This window comes from Streptomyces tubbatahanensis, from assembly GCF_022699385.1.
GTDB classification, from domain to species: domain Bacteria; phylum Actinomycetota; class Actinomycetes; order Streptomycetales; family Streptomycetaceae; genus Streptomyces; species Streptomyces diacarni.
Window position 1 is genome coordinate 3,818,988 of record NZ_CP093846.1, and the last position, 13,999, is coordinate 3,832,986.

Annotated in this window: 12 protein-coding genes; 6 read left to right on the plus strand and 6 right to left on the minus strand. The window is 73.2% G+C overall.

Features of this window, described 5'->3' with window-relative positions; all coding sequences use genetic code 11:
* Positions 1–196: 196 nt before the first annotated feature.
* Entirely contained in the window at positions 197–1,279 is a 1,083-nt protein-coding gene (gene hisC, locus MMF93_RS16360) for a histidinol-phosphate transaminase (protein ID WP_242757604.1), read from the minus strand.
* Positions 1,280–1,859: 580 nt separating this feature from the next.
* Between hisC and MMF93_RS16365 the strand changes: the two genes are divergently transcribed.
* The 3 genes from MMF93_RS16365 (at position 1,860) to MMF93_RS16375 (ending at position 6,098) form a co-directional block, all read left to right on the plus strand.
* Entirely contained in the window at positions 1,860–3,071 is a 1,212-nt protein-coding gene (locus tag MMF93_RS16365; RefSeq protein ID WP_242752226.1) for a LacI family DNA-binding transcriptional regulator, read from the plus strand.
* Positions 3,072–3,362: 291 nt separating this feature from the next.
* A complete protein-coding gene (locus tag MMF93_RS16370; RefSeq protein ID WP_242757605.1) occupies positions 3,363–4,757 on the plus strand; it encodes a metallophosphoesterase family protein in 1,395 nt (464 codons plus the stop codon).
* A 354-nt stretch (positions 4,758–5,111) separates the two neighbouring features.
* A complete protein-coding gene (locus MMF93_RS16375) occupies positions 5,112–6,098 on the plus strand; it encodes a hypothetical protein (protein ID WP_242752228.1) in 987 nt (328 codons plus the stop codon).
* Between the two features lie 3 nt (positions 6,099–6,101).
* Here the strand turns inward: MMF93_RS16375 and MMF93_RS16380 are convergent, their stop codons facing one another.
* From MMF93_RS16380 to MMF93_RS16395, 4 genes are all read right to left on the minus strand, one after another.
* Complete coding sequence (locus MMF93_RS16380) at positions 6,102–7,334, minus strand: cystathionine gamma-lyase (protein WP_242752235.1); 1,233 nt, start codon at positions 7,332–7,334, stop codon at positions 6,102–6,104.
* A 69-nt stretch (positions 7,335–7,403) separates the two neighbouring features.
* Positions 7,404–8,402 (minus strand): fructosamine kinase family protein, encoded by a 999-nt coding sequence (locus MMF93_RS16385; protein ID WP_242752238.1) that lies wholly within the window; start codon positions 8,400–8,402, stop codon positions 7,404–7,406.
* Entirely contained in the window at positions 8,402–8,896 is a 495-nt protein-coding gene (locus MMF93_RS16390) for a low molecular weight protein-tyrosine-phosphatase (protein ID WP_242752241.1), read from the minus strand. Before MMF93_RS16390 ends, MMF93_RS16385 begins: the two co-directional genes overlap by 1 nt.
* Positions 8,897–8,901: 5 nt before the next feature.
* On the minus strand, positions 8,902–9,273 hold the full coding sequence (locus MMF93_RS16395) for a phage holin family protein (protein WP_242752244.1): 372 nt from the start codon (positions 9,271–9,273) through the stop codon (positions 8,902–8,904).
* A gap of 95 nt (positions 9,274–9,368) precedes the next feature.
* On the opposite strand from MMF93_RS16395, the gene MMF93_RS16400 reads away from it, so the two are divergent.
* On the plus strand, positions 9,369–9,686 hold the full coding sequence (locus tag MMF93_RS16400; protein ID WP_242752246.1) for a cupin domain-containing protein: 318 nt from the start codon (positions 9,369–9,371) through the stop codon (positions 9,684–9,686).
* A gap of 178 nt (positions 9,687–9,864) precedes the next feature.
* Positions 9,865–10,086 carry a DUF5326 family protein gene (locus tag MMF93_RS16405; protein ID WP_242752249.1) on the plus strand — a complete coding sequence of 74 codons (222 nt, stop codon included), beginning with the start codon at positions 9,865–9,867 and terminating at the stop codon, positions 10,084–10,086.
* Positions 10,087–10,140: 54 nt separating this feature from the next.
* Here the strand turns inward: MMF93_RS16405 and MMF93_RS16410 are convergent, their stop codons facing one another.
* Complete coding sequence (locus tag MMF93_RS16410; protein ID WP_423835612.1) at positions 10,141–11,676, minus strand: YibE/F family protein; 1,536 nt, start codon at positions 11,674–11,676, stop codon at positions 10,141–10,143.
* Between the two features lie 319 nt (positions 11,677–11,995).
* Between MMF93_RS16410 and thiC the strand changes: the two genes are divergently transcribed.
* Complete coding sequence (gene thiC, locus MMF93_RS16415; RefSeq protein WP_242752255.1) at positions 11,996–13,804, plus strand: phosphomethylpyrimidine synthase ThiC; 1,809 nt, start codon at positions 11,996–11,998, stop codon at positions 13,802–13,804.
* Positions 13,805–13,999: the final 195 nt, after the last annotated feature.

A 13,999-nucleotide genomic window follows, 5' to 3' on the forward strand; every position in this document is an offset into this window, starting at 1 on the left:
GAATGCGTTCACATTCACAAGCACCACCGTACGGCACCCCCATTTCGGACATGTCAGGGGGGTGCCGAACCGTGCGCGACCGCCCGGGCCGCCTGCCGGGCGCGGGGCGCCACCGCGGGGCGGCCGGGCGCACACGCCGCGGGGCGTGGGGAGGATCCCCACGCCCCGCAGACCTCTCGCCCACCGCCGGCGAGGGCTACAGCTCCTTCAGAAAAGCGGCTGCGACCTGCAAAAAGATGTCATTGGCCGCGGTCTCGCCGATGGTCACGCGCACGCCCTCGCCCTCGAAGGGACGCACCGTGACGCCCGCCTCCTCGGCCCGGTCCGCGAACGCGGAGGTCCGCTCGCCCAGCCGCAGCCACACGAAGTTGGCCTGCGACTCGGGCACCGTCCAGCCCTGGGAACGCAGCTCGCCCAGCACGCGTGTGCGCTCTTTCACAAGCGCCTCGACCCGCTCCAGCAGCGCGTCCTCGCTGCGCAGCGAGGCGATGGCGGCCTCCTGTGCGAGCTCGCTCACACCGAAGGGCACCGCGGTCTTCCGCAGCGCCGCCGCCACCGGCTCGTGCGCGACGGCGAAACCGACCCGCAGCCCCGCCAGCCCGTACGCCTTGGAGAAGGTGCGCAGCACGCACACGTTCGGCCGGTCGCGGTAGAGCTCCAGGCCGTCGACCACCGCCTCGTCCCGCACGAACTCGCGGTAGGCCTCGTCCAGCACCACCAGCACGTCACGCGGCACCCGGTCCAGGAAACGCTCCAGCTCCGCCCGGGTGAGCGCGGCGCCCGTGGGGTTGTTCGGGTTGCACACGAAGACGAGCCGGGTGCGGTCGGTGACCGCGTCCGCCATCGCGTCCAGGTCGTGCGCCTCCCTCGCGGCGCCCCCGGTCAGCGGCACCCGCACCGAGGCGGCACCGGAGATCTGCGTGATGATCGGATAGGCCTCGAAGGAACGCCAGGCGTAGATCACCTCGTCGCCGGGGCCCGCCGTGGCCTGGAGGAGCTGCTGCGCGACACCGACCGAGCCCGTGCCGGCCGCCAGATGGGCGGCCGGCACACCGAACCGCTCCGACAGCTGTGCGTACAGCGCCGAGCAGCCCATGTCGGGGTAGCGGTTGAGCGACCCCGCCGCCTCGGTCACCGACTCCAGCACACCCGGCAGCGGCGGATAGGGGTTCTCGTTGGAGGACAGCTTGTAGGAGACCGGGCCGCCCGGGGCGGCCGGCCGCCCCGGCTTGTAGCTGGGAATCCCCTCGATCACACCGCGCAACCGCGGGCCTGGCACCTTCTGGTCACTCACCGCTGCTCCTTCTCCGTCGCGGGCCCATCCTCTTCACCCTAAGAGGATTCACCCGCACGGCGTAGACCGCCGGGGCGCCGCCTCAGGCGAGCGCCCCGCGCTCCCCGGTCCCGGTCCGGCACCCGCCGCTCCGCACAACCACCCCGGCGAGCCGCCCACGGCACCCGTCCTGGCACCGTGTCCCGACGACCACCGTTCGCCCCTCTTCTGCCCGCCTCCTGTCCTCTTCCCGCTCTTCTGCCCGTCTCCTGTCCTCTTCCCCCCGCTTCTTCCCGCCGCTTCTTCCCGCGCGCCCGGCGCGGGTACGCGCTCCCCCGCGCGCGCCGCGCGCGGGTGGCGGGCGCGGTGGCGCGCATCGCCCGTGACGGTGACGTGCGGGCGGCCCGCACCCTGGCCGACGCTGCTGCCGCACGTGTGTCGCAAGGCGGAGACCTCGGGCACGACCCCCCGTTGAGCTGCGCTTTCGCTCGCCGCGGTGGAGAAGCGGGCCGGCGGGGGCTTCCTCGCGGACGGGATTTCCGGCCCCCCGCGCGTCAGCACCGTGCAGGCCTACGATCGGCTCGCCATGACAGCAGCAGAGAAGCATCAGGCAGGCCGCAACCCGGCCGCTGTCCCCCAGCCACCGCCCGTGAGGTGTCCTCAGCCCCGCGGCGGTGGACGGCTGAACGGGCGCGCCGGCATCAGGGATGTCGCCGCCGCAGCCGGTGTCTCCATCACGACTGTCTCCGACGCCCTCAACGGAAAGGGCCGTCTCCCCGACACCACGCGCAGCCACGTCCGCGAAGTCGCCGAGCGGCTGGGCTACCGCCCCTCGGCCGCCGCCCGGACCCTGCGCACCGGCAAGTCCGGCCTCATCGGCCTGACGGTCACGACGTACGGCGAAGAACCGTTCACCTTCACCGAGTTCGCCTATTTCGCCGAGATGGCGAGAGCCGCCACCTCCGCCGCGCTCGCCCGCGGCTACGCCCTGGTCATCCTCCCCGCCCCCGCCCGGCGCGGTCACACCACGCCGACAGGCGACGCGGCCCCGGGCACCGGACCCGGCCCTTACGGGCCCGACGTGTGGGCGAACGTGGCCCTCGACGGCACCATCGTCGTCGACCCCTCCGACCAGGACCCGGTCGTCGGCGAACTCGTCCGCTCCGGGCTGCCGGTCGTCTCCGACGGGCGCCCCAGCCCGTCGCTGCCCGTCGCGGCCTGGGTGGACAACGACCACGAGGCCGCCGTCCGGTCCCTCCTCGACCACCTCGCCGAGAACGGCGCCCGCCGCATCGGACTGCTGACCGGCACCAGCACCGACACCTACACCCGGGTCTCCACCGCCGCCTACCTGCGCTGGTGCGAACGTGTCGGCCAAGAGCCCGTCTACGAGCGGTATCCGGCCCACGACCCCTGCGCGGGAGCCGTCGCCGCCGACCGGCTGCTCGCCCGCCCCGACAGGCCCGACGCGGTCTACGGCCTCTTCGACCCGGGCGGCACCGACCTGCTGGCCGCCGCCCGCCGCTACGGGCTGCGGGTGCCGGAGGACCTGCTGCTGGTGTGCTGCAGCGAGTCCGCGTCCTACGCCACGACCGCACCGCCGATCACCACGCTGTCGCTGAAGCCGGGACGCATCGGCAACGCCGTCGCCCAGCTGCTCATCGACGCCATCGAGGGCACGGGTCCCGCCCGCCCGGTGCAGCGGGTGATGCCCACGGAGTTGATCGTACGAACGTCCTCGCAGCGCGCCGGAAGGAGCACCACGGTCGGCCCGCCACGCGCCCCCGCCGCCGACTGAGCGGCCCGCTGGCGTGCCGTGCGGGTACCGTCCACGGATTCCGTAAGGTACGTCAGCGGAGAATACGGGAGGAATGGACACCGGTTCGGGGCGTCTCGCCACATGGGCGCCCCCAGGTGCGTCACAAGCCGCGACCAGCGTTCCTATGATTGGGGGCACTCCTGGCCTCAGGCCGGGGGAGGACGACACCGCCGACCTGCTCCCGACCTGGGGCGGCACCCCGGCCGAAGGACCACAGACCGGGCCCCCACGGGACAAGGACAGGGTCCTGCGGTGCACGGCGGCGGCGCGATGGTGGAGGGGTCGATGACTCAGGGGGCCGGTCAGGGACCCGACGTATGGCACGGCGGGGCGACAACACACGGCGCGGGCAGCGCACGCACGCTGTCGAGTCCTGCCCCGGACTCACCGGTGCCTCCACAGGCGGCGGAACCGGCCGCGCGCGCCCCCGAGGGCGGCCATCCCGCCCCCGCGGGGCCCACCACCCGCAGCGACCCGCGCACGGCCGCGACCCCGCGTCCGGCCGAGGCCCGGGGAACGGCCGAGCTCCAGGGGCCGGCCGAGCTGCGGCAGCCCGCCGACCCCCGCGCCGGTGCGCCGACGGCGCCGACGGCGCCGAGCACGGCGGCGGTGGGCGGCACCGAGGCCCGGGGCTCCGTCGAGGCCCGCGGTTCCGCCGAGGACGGCGCGAGGCCCGGGGACGGCGCGAGGCCCGGGGAGGGCGCGAGGCCCGGGGAGGGCGGGATGCCCGAGGAGTACACGCCGACCGCCCGGGACCTGCCGGTCGTCGGCGCGGCCGAGGCCGTGGAGACGGGGCCCGAGCCGACCATGGTGGACGTGCCCGCCCCCGCCTCGTCCGAGAACGAGGGCGAGGGTCCGCTGTACGTCGTCGGCGACGTCCACGGATACCTGGAGGAACTGCGCGCCGCGCTGCGCCAGTTCGGGATCATCGACACGGACAACCGGTGGATCGCCGGCAACGCGCGCCTGTGGTTCCTCGGCGACTTCACCGACCGCGGCCCCGACGGGATCGGCGTCATCGACCTCGTCATGCAGCTGTCCGCCGAGGCCGCCGCGGCGGGCGGCTACTGCAAGGCGCTGATGGGCAACCACGAACTGCTGCTGCTGGGCGCCAAACGGTTCGGCGACACCCCCGTCAACTCCGGTGCGGGCACGGCCTCCTTCCAGGCGGCCTGGCTCCTCAACGGCGGTCAGCGCACCGACATGGAGCGCCTGGCGGACCACCACGTGCAGTGGATCTCCCGGCTGGACGCCATGGCGCTGGCGGACAACCACCTGCTGGTGCACTCGGACGCCTCCGGCTACCTGGACCACGGCGCGACGATCGAGGACGTCAACGACGCGATCACCGAGGCACTCCAGCGCAACGACGCGGAGGAGACCTGGGACCTGTTCCGCAAGTTCACCAAGCGCTTCGCCTTCCGCGAGGAGACCGCGGGCCCCGCCGCCGTGCGCGAGCTGCTGGACACCTTCGGCGGCACCCGCATCGTGCACGGACACAGCCCGATCCCCTACCTGCTGGGCGAGGTCGACAGCGAGGACGGGGAGAGCGCGCCGGCCGTGACGGGGCCGCACGTCTACGCGGACGGGCTGGCCATCGCGATGGACGGCGGCGTGACGATGGGCGCCAAGCTCCTCATCGCGCAGCTGCCCCTCGTGCAGTGAGCCGGGCCCCACGCGCCCTGGTCCCGCGCCGAGCGGGCTCGGCGCGGGACCAGGGGGGCCTGGGGGGCGTGGGGAGAGTGCGCGGTGGTGCGGCTGTGCACGCCAGGGGCGCACGGCGCACGGTTCGACACCCCTGGTGATTCGCGCGCCGATTCCCGGGCAGGTGTTTCCCCGAAGTGATCGGCTGGGGGGCGTCACTGTAGCGGGTCAATTCCGGGAACTGCCTGTCACGGAGTGCGGCAACAGCTCTACCATCGGCGTGGCACCTCGACCAGAATTTCTCCGCTCGCTGACCAGACCTGCCCCGCCCCTCGACCGGCCACCTAGGCCCTACGCCCTACGGAGCATCGGGGGATGCACATGAACAGCGCTCCGCACCTGCTGCGTGAAGACCGGCCCGAGTTCGAGCGGGTCCTCGACGAGGCACTGCGCACCGCTCACCGCCGCCCCGACCTCGCGGCGCTCGGCCGGCGGCTCAACGCCGACCAACTGCGCACGATGGCGCTCAGCGCCGCCACGGCCATAGCCGCGTGTGCCGAGGCCGAATACCAGCAATTCGTACGCCTGCGCGAAGAATTGCGCCATTCCCCCGCCACGCCCGACGACCCCGGCGACGACCCCGGCCCCCGCACACCGCCCGCGACCGGCTCGGGTGACGTCACCGAGGCGGGCGGCGGCGGCCCCGAACTCCGGGAGCCGGGAGCGGGCGGCGGCACGAGCGTCGGCGAGCGGCTGGTCGGCGCGATGGGCGGCGAGACCCTCGCGGAGGCGTCCGGCGCCGGCCTCGTGGCCATGGTCTCGGTGCTGGCCCCCGTCCTCGCGGCCACCGCGGCCGTCATCTTCCTGCTGCTGGGCTACTCGCTGCGGCTGCTCTCGCCCGAGCCCGCGGTCGCCGGACCGATCCGCGGCGTCGGCTGGATCTTCGCCGCGCTCGCCGCGGCCGGGATCGTGCTCGCGCTGGCGGGCCTGCTGCTGATGGCCCTGCGCAACGGGGCGAGTTCGGCCCGCAGGTCGTCGGACGGCGCGGGCGGCGCGGGCGGCGATCCCGGCGGCGAGCTGGCCCAGGAGGTGGCGCTGGCGCGTGCCGCCTGGCGCGAGGCGCTGCTCGAACACGGCATCCTGCCGTTCCTGCGGGACGCACTGGCCGATCCGGACGGTGCCGAACAGGCCCCCACCGCGTTCGTGCCGCGCCCCAGCCGGCTCGGCTACTCGCACCCCGGGTTCTCCAGCCGCCCCGCGTCCGAGGCGCCGGCCGCCGGGGAAACCCCCGCACGGCCGCGCTTCAGCAGCCCGGACTACTCCAGCCCCGAGTACGGCGGCCCCGGCACCCCGCCCGCCTGACCCTCACACACCCCCGCCGAGACCGTCCGCACCGGTCCCGGACGCGGGGGCTGCCGAGGCGTCCAGCGCGCGGCGGATGTCCCTGACCAGGTCCGCGCTGTCCTCGACACCGACCGACAGCCGCACGAAACCCTCCGGGACCGGGTCGCCGCCCCAGCGTCCGCGGCGCTCGGCCGTCGAGCGGACGCCACCGAAGCTGGTGGCGTCGCCCACCAGCCGCAGCCGGGCGAGGAAACGGTTGGCGTGGGCCTGGTCCGGCAGGGTGAAGGAGACGACGCAGCCGTAGCGGCTCATCTGGTGGGAGGCCAGCGCGTGCGCCGGGTCGTCGGTCAGCCCCGGATGGCGGACGTCGCCGACCTCGGGGCGCGCCGCCAACGCCTCGGCGACCGCCAGCGCGTTGCCCGCCTGGCGCTGCGTGCGCACCTCCAGCGTCGCCAGCGAACGGTGCGCCAGCCACGCCTCCATCGGCCCCGGGATCGCGCCGACCGTCTTGCGCCAGGCCCGCACCGCCGCGGCGACCTCGGGCGAACGGGTGGCGACGTAGCCGAGCAGCACGTCGCCGTGGCCGGTGAGCGCCTTGGTGCCGCTGGCCACGGAGATGTCGGCGCCCAGCAGCAGCGGCCGCTGACCGAGCGGCGTGGCCAGCGTGTTGTCGACCGCCACCAGCGCGCCCTGCTCGTGCGCCGCGTGCGCGAGCCTGCGGATGTCGCACACGTCGAGACCCGGGTTGGACGGCGTCTCCAGCCACAGCAGGCTCGCGCCCTCCACCTCGGACAGCTGCGCGTCACCGCCCGTGGGGGCTGTCCGCACCCGGACACCGAAGCCCTCCAGGCGCTCGCGGAGAGCGGCCAGCAGGTTGTAGCCGTCGCAGGGCAGCACCACCGTCTGCCCCGGCCGCGTCAGGGAGAGCAGCACCGCGGAGATCGCGCCCATGCCCGAGGAGAAGACGACCACCTCCGCCTCGGGGTCCTCGGGCGCCTCCAGCTCGGCGATGGCCCGCTCCAGCCGCGTCCAGGTCGGGTTGGCGTCCCGCCCATAGGCGTAGGGCGCGCCCTCGACCTCGCCCGGCAGGTGGTAGTGCGCGGCGAAGACGGGGCCCGGCAGCGGCGGCTCGTAGGGCTCCTCGGCCGGGAGTCCGGCGCGGACCACGCGGGTGCCGTCACCGTCTCCGGCGGGCCCGTAGTCGAGGCCTGCCCCGGTCAGGGGCGGCGTGTCGTCCGGTGGGGTCGGGGTCATCGTGGTGCCTCCTGGTGGTGCTCACCCGTTCGTCCGTGCCCGGCGCAGGCCCCGTCTCGGCAGGTGGGCTCAGCCCAGGGCCGCGCGGGCCGCGGCGCCGCTCTGTGCACCGTATCCGCCACCGAAGAGGACCGCGTGGACGAGGAGGTGCTGCAACTGGTGCAGCGGTACCCGCGCCTGGCGGCCGGGAAGCGGCCTCACCTCCTCGTAGGCGGCGAGGATGCGGGGCAGTTCGGGGCAGCCGAACAGCTGGAGCATCGCCAGGTCGGTCTCGGGGTGGCCGCCCTGGGCCGCGGGGTCGATGAGCCGGGCCTGGCCTTCCGCCGTCCAGTGGACGTTGCCCGACCACAGGTCGCCGTGGATGACGGCGGGCGGCTGCGGCGGCCCCGACACGGCCTCGTCCCCCAGCCGTTCGCACAGCCGCTCGATATCCCGCGCGTCCGACGGCGCGAGGTGGCCGCTGTCGACGGCGGCCCGCAGCAGGGGCTCCAGCCGCCTTTCGGCGTGGAAGCGGGGCCAGGCGTCCGGTTCCGCCACCGGCTCGCGCGGCGAGGTCAGCGGCAGCGGGCCCAGGTAGCAGGGCTCGCCCGGCGTGCCCCACGAGGGCGCGGGGCTCGCGTGCAGCGCCGCCAGCCCCCGTCCCAGCCGCTCGGCCGCCGCGCGGTCCGGCGGGCCCGGCTCCAGCCACTCCAGGACGAGCACGTCCCGCGCGACGGCCACCACCTCGGGCACCGGCACGGTACCGGTCGCCCGCAGCCGGGCCAGCCCGGCCGCCTCGGCGGCGAAGAAGTCGGCGGGCGCGGCGTCCAGCGCCTTGGCGAAGACGGTGACGGGGCCGGAGCCGGAACCCGGCCCTGCCCCCTCAGGCCCGGGCGCACCCCCGCCTTCCTCGCCGAGTTCGACCCGGTAGGCGTCGCAGATCGAGCCGCCGCCCGTCGGGGTGGCGGCTGTCGCGGGCCGCCCGAGCAGTGCCGCCGTACGGGCGACGGGGCGCGGCGGCGGGACGGCGCCGGCTTCCCCGGCGGCGGGGCGCCCGGCGCCGGAGTCCCCGCCGGCGGCCGGGGCCATCAGTCCCCCTCCCGTGCATCGAGGGCCGCACCGACCTCCGAGAGCAGTCCGGGTACCGCCGCCTCGACCATCTCCAGGCACGCCGTGAAGCCGCGCTCGCCGCCGTAGTAGGGGTCGGGGACGCTCATGTCGTCCGGCTCGGCCCCGGGGTCGTAGGAGCGCAGCAGCCGTACCCGCGCGGCCTGGTCCGTGGTGGGGGCGAGGGCGCGCAGTTCGGCGGCGTGGCCCGCGTCGAGGGCGACGACGAGGTCGTACCGCTCGAACCACTCGGACTCGAACTGACGTGCGGTGTGGTGGAGCGGATAGCCCGCCTCCCGCAGCACCGCCGTCGTACGGGGGTCCTCGGCCTCGCCCAGGTGCCAGCCGCCCGTCCCCGCGCTGCCGACCTCCACCAGCCCGTCCAGCCCCGCGTCCCGCACGTGCGCGCGGAAGACGGCCTCGGCCATGGGCGAGCGGCAGATGTTGCCCGTGCACACGAAACAGACGCGGTACATGCGCCTCAGTCCCGGTCCAGAACCATGTTCAGCGCCCAGGAGACGATCGAGATGATCAGGCCGCCGAGGAACGCCGTGCCGAACCCGTCCACGTGGAAGCTGACGTCCAGCTTGTCCGCCACCCAGGAGGTCAGCATCAGCATCAGCGCGTTGATCACCAGCGTGAACAGGCCCAGCGTCAGCACCAGCAGCGGCAGGGACAGCAGCTTGACCACCGGCTTGACCACGACGTTGACGACGCCGAAGATCAGGGCGACGACGATCAGCGTCAGCGCCTTCTCGCCCCCCGATCCGCCGGTCAGCTCGATGTCGCTGAGCAGCCAGGTCGCCACGGCGAGCGCCGCGGCGTTGGCCAGCGTCTTGATGAGGAAGTTCATACCCAGATCGTGGCAGAGATCGACGCCGGAGCGTACGGCCGGTGGCCGGTGGAAGCGGACCGGGCGGCGGAACCGGCCCGGAGGAAGGGACGACGGTGAAGGCTTTCCGGCTGGATGACCTGGAAGCGGAGCGGGCCGCGCACGACGGCGCGTATCTGAGGTTCCTGCGGGAGAGGAACATGTCCGCCGGCCTCTACGCGCTCGACGCGGGCACCGTCGACCCGCAGCAGCCGCACGAGCAGGACGAGATCTACTTCGTCGTCAGCGGCCGCGGCTCCCTCACCGTCGGCGCGGAGACGACGCAGGTCGCGCGGGGCAGCGTCGTCCACGTACCGGCGGGGACACCGCACAAGTTCCACCACATCACCGAGGACCTGCGCGTGCTCGTGGTCTTCTCACCCCCCGAGGGCTGAGCAGCCGCTTCCGGGGGGCCTTCCGCCCTCGCGGGCCGCCGTCGTTTCAGGGTTACGTCAGGGTCGGGTTCAGGGGAGGACCGGGGCGCGAGAGGCCCCGTCGTCTTGCGGGCCCCTCTAGCATCGACGTCAGAGGGCACGCCGCCTTCGCACACACCCAGAGACGGAGCACACAGTCATGGACACGAAAGGCACCTTCGCCGGACTTCCCTGGTGGGTCACCTGGATCGTCATACCGGTGATCGCGCTCGTCGTCTTCGGCGGTCTGATCGCCAGCCTGGTCGGCTTCCTGATCGGCCTGCTGTTCAAGATCCTGGTCTTCGTCGCCCTGGTCGGCGGTGTCGTCTACCTCGTCCGCCGCTTCAAGTCCGGCTCCTCCTCGTCCCGCAGCGACTGGTGACCGCCCGCGTTCCGCGGTGACGAGCGACCCCGCGCGCTCGTCACCGGGACGGCGTCACTTCGGCTTGCGCCGGCGGCCACCCCGGCGGTTGGGAGCGGGTACGGACGCGGAGGCCGGGACGGCCGCCGACGCCGCCGCGGACGCGGCGCGCGAGCGGTCGGCGGAGACGACCAGAGCCGCCAGCAGCGTCGTCACCGGCACCGAGGCGACGAGACCGATGGAGCCGACCAGGGTCCGGACGATCTCCTCGGCGACCACCTCGCTCGTGGCGACCATCGTCACGTCGCTGCGCGCGATGGAGAACAGCAGCAGCAGCGGCAGCGCGGCACCCGCGTACGCCAGCACCAGCGTGTTGACGACGGACGCGATGTGATCCCGCCCGATGCGCATGGCGGAGCGGTAGATCGTGTGCCAGCTCGCCCCCGGATCCGCCTCCCGCAGCTCCCACACCGCCGACGTCTGGGTGACCGTCACGTCGTCCAGCACGCCGAGCGAGCCGATCAGCACCCCGGCCAGCAGCAGCCCCTGGATCTCGATGCCGGGGTAGAGCCCGTGCACCAGCCCCGTCTGGTCGTCGGTGTTGCCGGTCAACTGGGCCCAGTCGATGAACAGTGACCCCAGCACCCCGATCAGCAGCAGCGACACCAGCGTCCCCAGCACCGCCACCGAGGTGCGGGCCGACAGACCGTGGCACAGGTAGAGCGTCGCCAGCATGATGGCGCTGCCCCCGATCACCGCCACCACCAGCGGATTCGATCCCTGGAGTATCGCCGGCAGGATGAACAGCGTCAGCACCGCGAAGCTGATGACCAGCCCCACCAGGGCCAACACCCCGCGCAGCCGCCCCACCAGCACCACCACGAGCGCGAACACCCCGGCGAGCAGCAGCATGGGCACGTCGCGATTGGTGTCGACGACGCTGTACTGCAACTCGCGCGGCGCCTTCTCCGAGTACCCGACCACGACCTTCTGGCCGACCTCGTAGGTACGGGTCGCGTCCGGGGTGACGACCTCCGTGAACGTCCGGCCCGCGCCCTTGCCCTCGGTGACCTCCACCGTCGCCTTGCGGCACGGGCCGTGCGCCCCCGCTGCTCCCCCGCCCTGCGCGCCGCCGCCCGACTGCCCGGCGGAGCCGCCGCCCGAACCGGACGGCGGCTGGCGGACGTTGACGTCGGAGCAGTCGACCTCGACCAGCTTGGTCACCTTCGCGCCGAACGTCGGCCGGTCGAAGCCGACACCCGAGTGAGCGTGCTGGTGCCCCGGCGTCCCGCCGGGCCACAGCACCACCAGCCCCGTCAGCACCGCCACCGCGAACGGCACGAGCACGGCGGCGATCACCTTCCGCAGATGCCGGGAGACGGGCGCCGCAGGTCCGTGGCTGTGCCCGTGCCCGTGGCTGTGACCGTGGCCGTGGCTGTGTCCGTGGCCGTGGCTGTGGCCGCCGTGGGTGTTTCCCCCGTGGGTGGGAGCGTGGCCTTGCGCGGGGGTGTGGCCGTACGCCTCCCCCTGCGCAGGAGGGTGGTTCTGCGCGGAGTGGCTTTGCCCGGAGTGGTTCTGCGCGGAGTGGCTTTGCCCGGAGTGGTTCTGCACAGAGTGGTTCTGCACAGAGTGGTTCTGCACGGGTGGGTGGCCCGGTCCCGGGGGGTGGGCGGAGCCGGGCGCGGGGCCGCGGTGGGGCGTCGGTTGGTCCGGCGGGTGCGAGTGGGTCACCGACCGATCATCGCAAGAACGGCCATGCGGGGTGTTCAGTACGGGCGGTGTGCCGTTAGCGTAGAGACGCCTTTGCACATCGCGGGAGCTCCGAGCACGGGGCTGAGAGGGCGCTGACCTCCGTGGAGGGAACCACGGGAGCCGCTGCGCCGACCGCCGAACCTGTTACCGGGTAATGCCGGCGTAGGGAGTGGGTCTCATGACCACGCAGGATGCACACGCGCGCCCCGAGAACACCTCGGAAGCCGCCGAGCCCGCGCAGCACGCCATCGGCTCGCACAAAGGATATCTGCAAGGACCGCGCCCGGACATCAGGGTGCCCGTCCGACGCGTGCATCTCACCAACGGCAAGGACGTGACGCTCTACGACACCTCCGGGCCGTACACCGACCCCGCCATCGACACCGACGTACGCCGCGGTCTCGCACCGCTGCGCGAGAACTGGATCATCCAGAGGGGGGACACCGAGGAGTACGCGGGCCGCGCGCTGCGGCCCGAGGACGACGGCCTCAAGCACACCAGCCCGCGCGGCGGACTGCTGCGGAGCGGATCGAGCGACCTGGCCGGCCTGGACGCCGTCTTCCCCGGCCGGCCACGCCAGCCGCGCCGGGGCCGCGACGGAGCGGCCGTCACCCAGCTCGCCTACGCCAAGCGGGGCGAGATCACGCCGGAGATGGAGTACGTCGCACTCCGCGAGCGCCTGACGCCCGAGTTCGTCAGGGACGAGATCGCCGGCGGCCGTGCCGTCCTCCCCGCCAACGTCAACCACCCCGAGACCGAGCCCATGATCATCGGGAAGAACTTCCTGGTGAAGGTCAACGCCAACATCGGCAACTCCGCCGTCACCTCCTCCATCGAGGAGGAGGTCGAGAAGATGACGTGGGCGACCCGCTGGGGCACCGACACCGTCATGGACCTGTCCACGGGGCGCAACATCCACACCACCCGGGAATGGGTGCTGCGCAACTCCCCCGTCCCCATCGGCACCGTGCCGCTCTACCAGGCGCTGGAGAAGGTGGACGGCAAGGCCGAGGAACTCTCCTGGGACGTGTACAAGGACACCGTCCTCGAACAGTGCGAACAGGGCGTCGACTACATGACGGTCCACGCCGGCGTCCTGCTGCGGTACGTCCCCCTGACGGCACGCCGCAAGACCGGCATCGTCTCGCGCGGCGGCTCCATCATGGCCGCCTGGTGCCTGGCCCACCACAGGGAGAGCTTCCTGTACGAGCACTTCAGCGAACTGTGCGAGATCCTGCGCGCCTACGACGTGACGTTCTCCCTCGGCGACGGGCTGCGCCCCGGATCCATCGCCGACGCCAACGACACCGCGCAGATGGCCGAGTTGGACACCCTCGGCGAGCTCAACCGCATCGCCAAGGCGCACGACGTGCAGACCATGATCGAGGGCCCGGGGCACGTCCCCATGCACAAGATCAAGGAGAACGTCGACCGGCAGCAGGAAGTCTGCGAGGAGGCACCCTTCTACACCCTGGGCCCCCTCACCACGGACATCGCACCCGCCTACGACCACATCACCAGCGGCATCGGCGCCGCGATGATCGGCTGGTGGGGCACCGCGATGCTCTGCTACGTCACCCCCAAGGAACACCTCGGGCTGCCCGACAAGGACGACGTCAAGACAGGCGTCATCACCTACAAGATCGCCGCCCACGCCGCGGACCTCGCCAAGGGCCACCCCGGCGCGCAGGACTGGGACGACGCCCTGTCCGACGCCCGCTTCGAGTTCCGCTGGGAGGACCAGTTCAACCTGGCCCTCGACCCGGACACCGCCCGCTCCTTCCACGACGAGACCCTCCCCGCCGAACCCGCCAAGACCGCACACTTCTGCTCCATGTGCGGCCCCAAGTTCTGCTCCATGAAGATCTCCCAGGAGATCCGCGAGCGACACGGCGCCACCATGGACGAGGTCGAGGCCGGAATGGCCGAGAAGTCCCGCGAGTTCGCCGCCGCGGGCAACCGGGTGTATCTGCCGATGGCCGAATGACCACCCGGCCACCCGGGACGGCTGTGTAGAGTCCCACCGGGGCCCGAAGCCGCACGTTGGAGGTGCGACTTCGGGCCCCACCCATGCGTGTCCGGCGCCTGGCGCCGGGGAGCACGCACGCAACCGTGCGCGCGGGCGGCTCCGCCACACACCCGTGCGCACGGGCGGCTCCGCGCCGGGAAGCACGTACACATG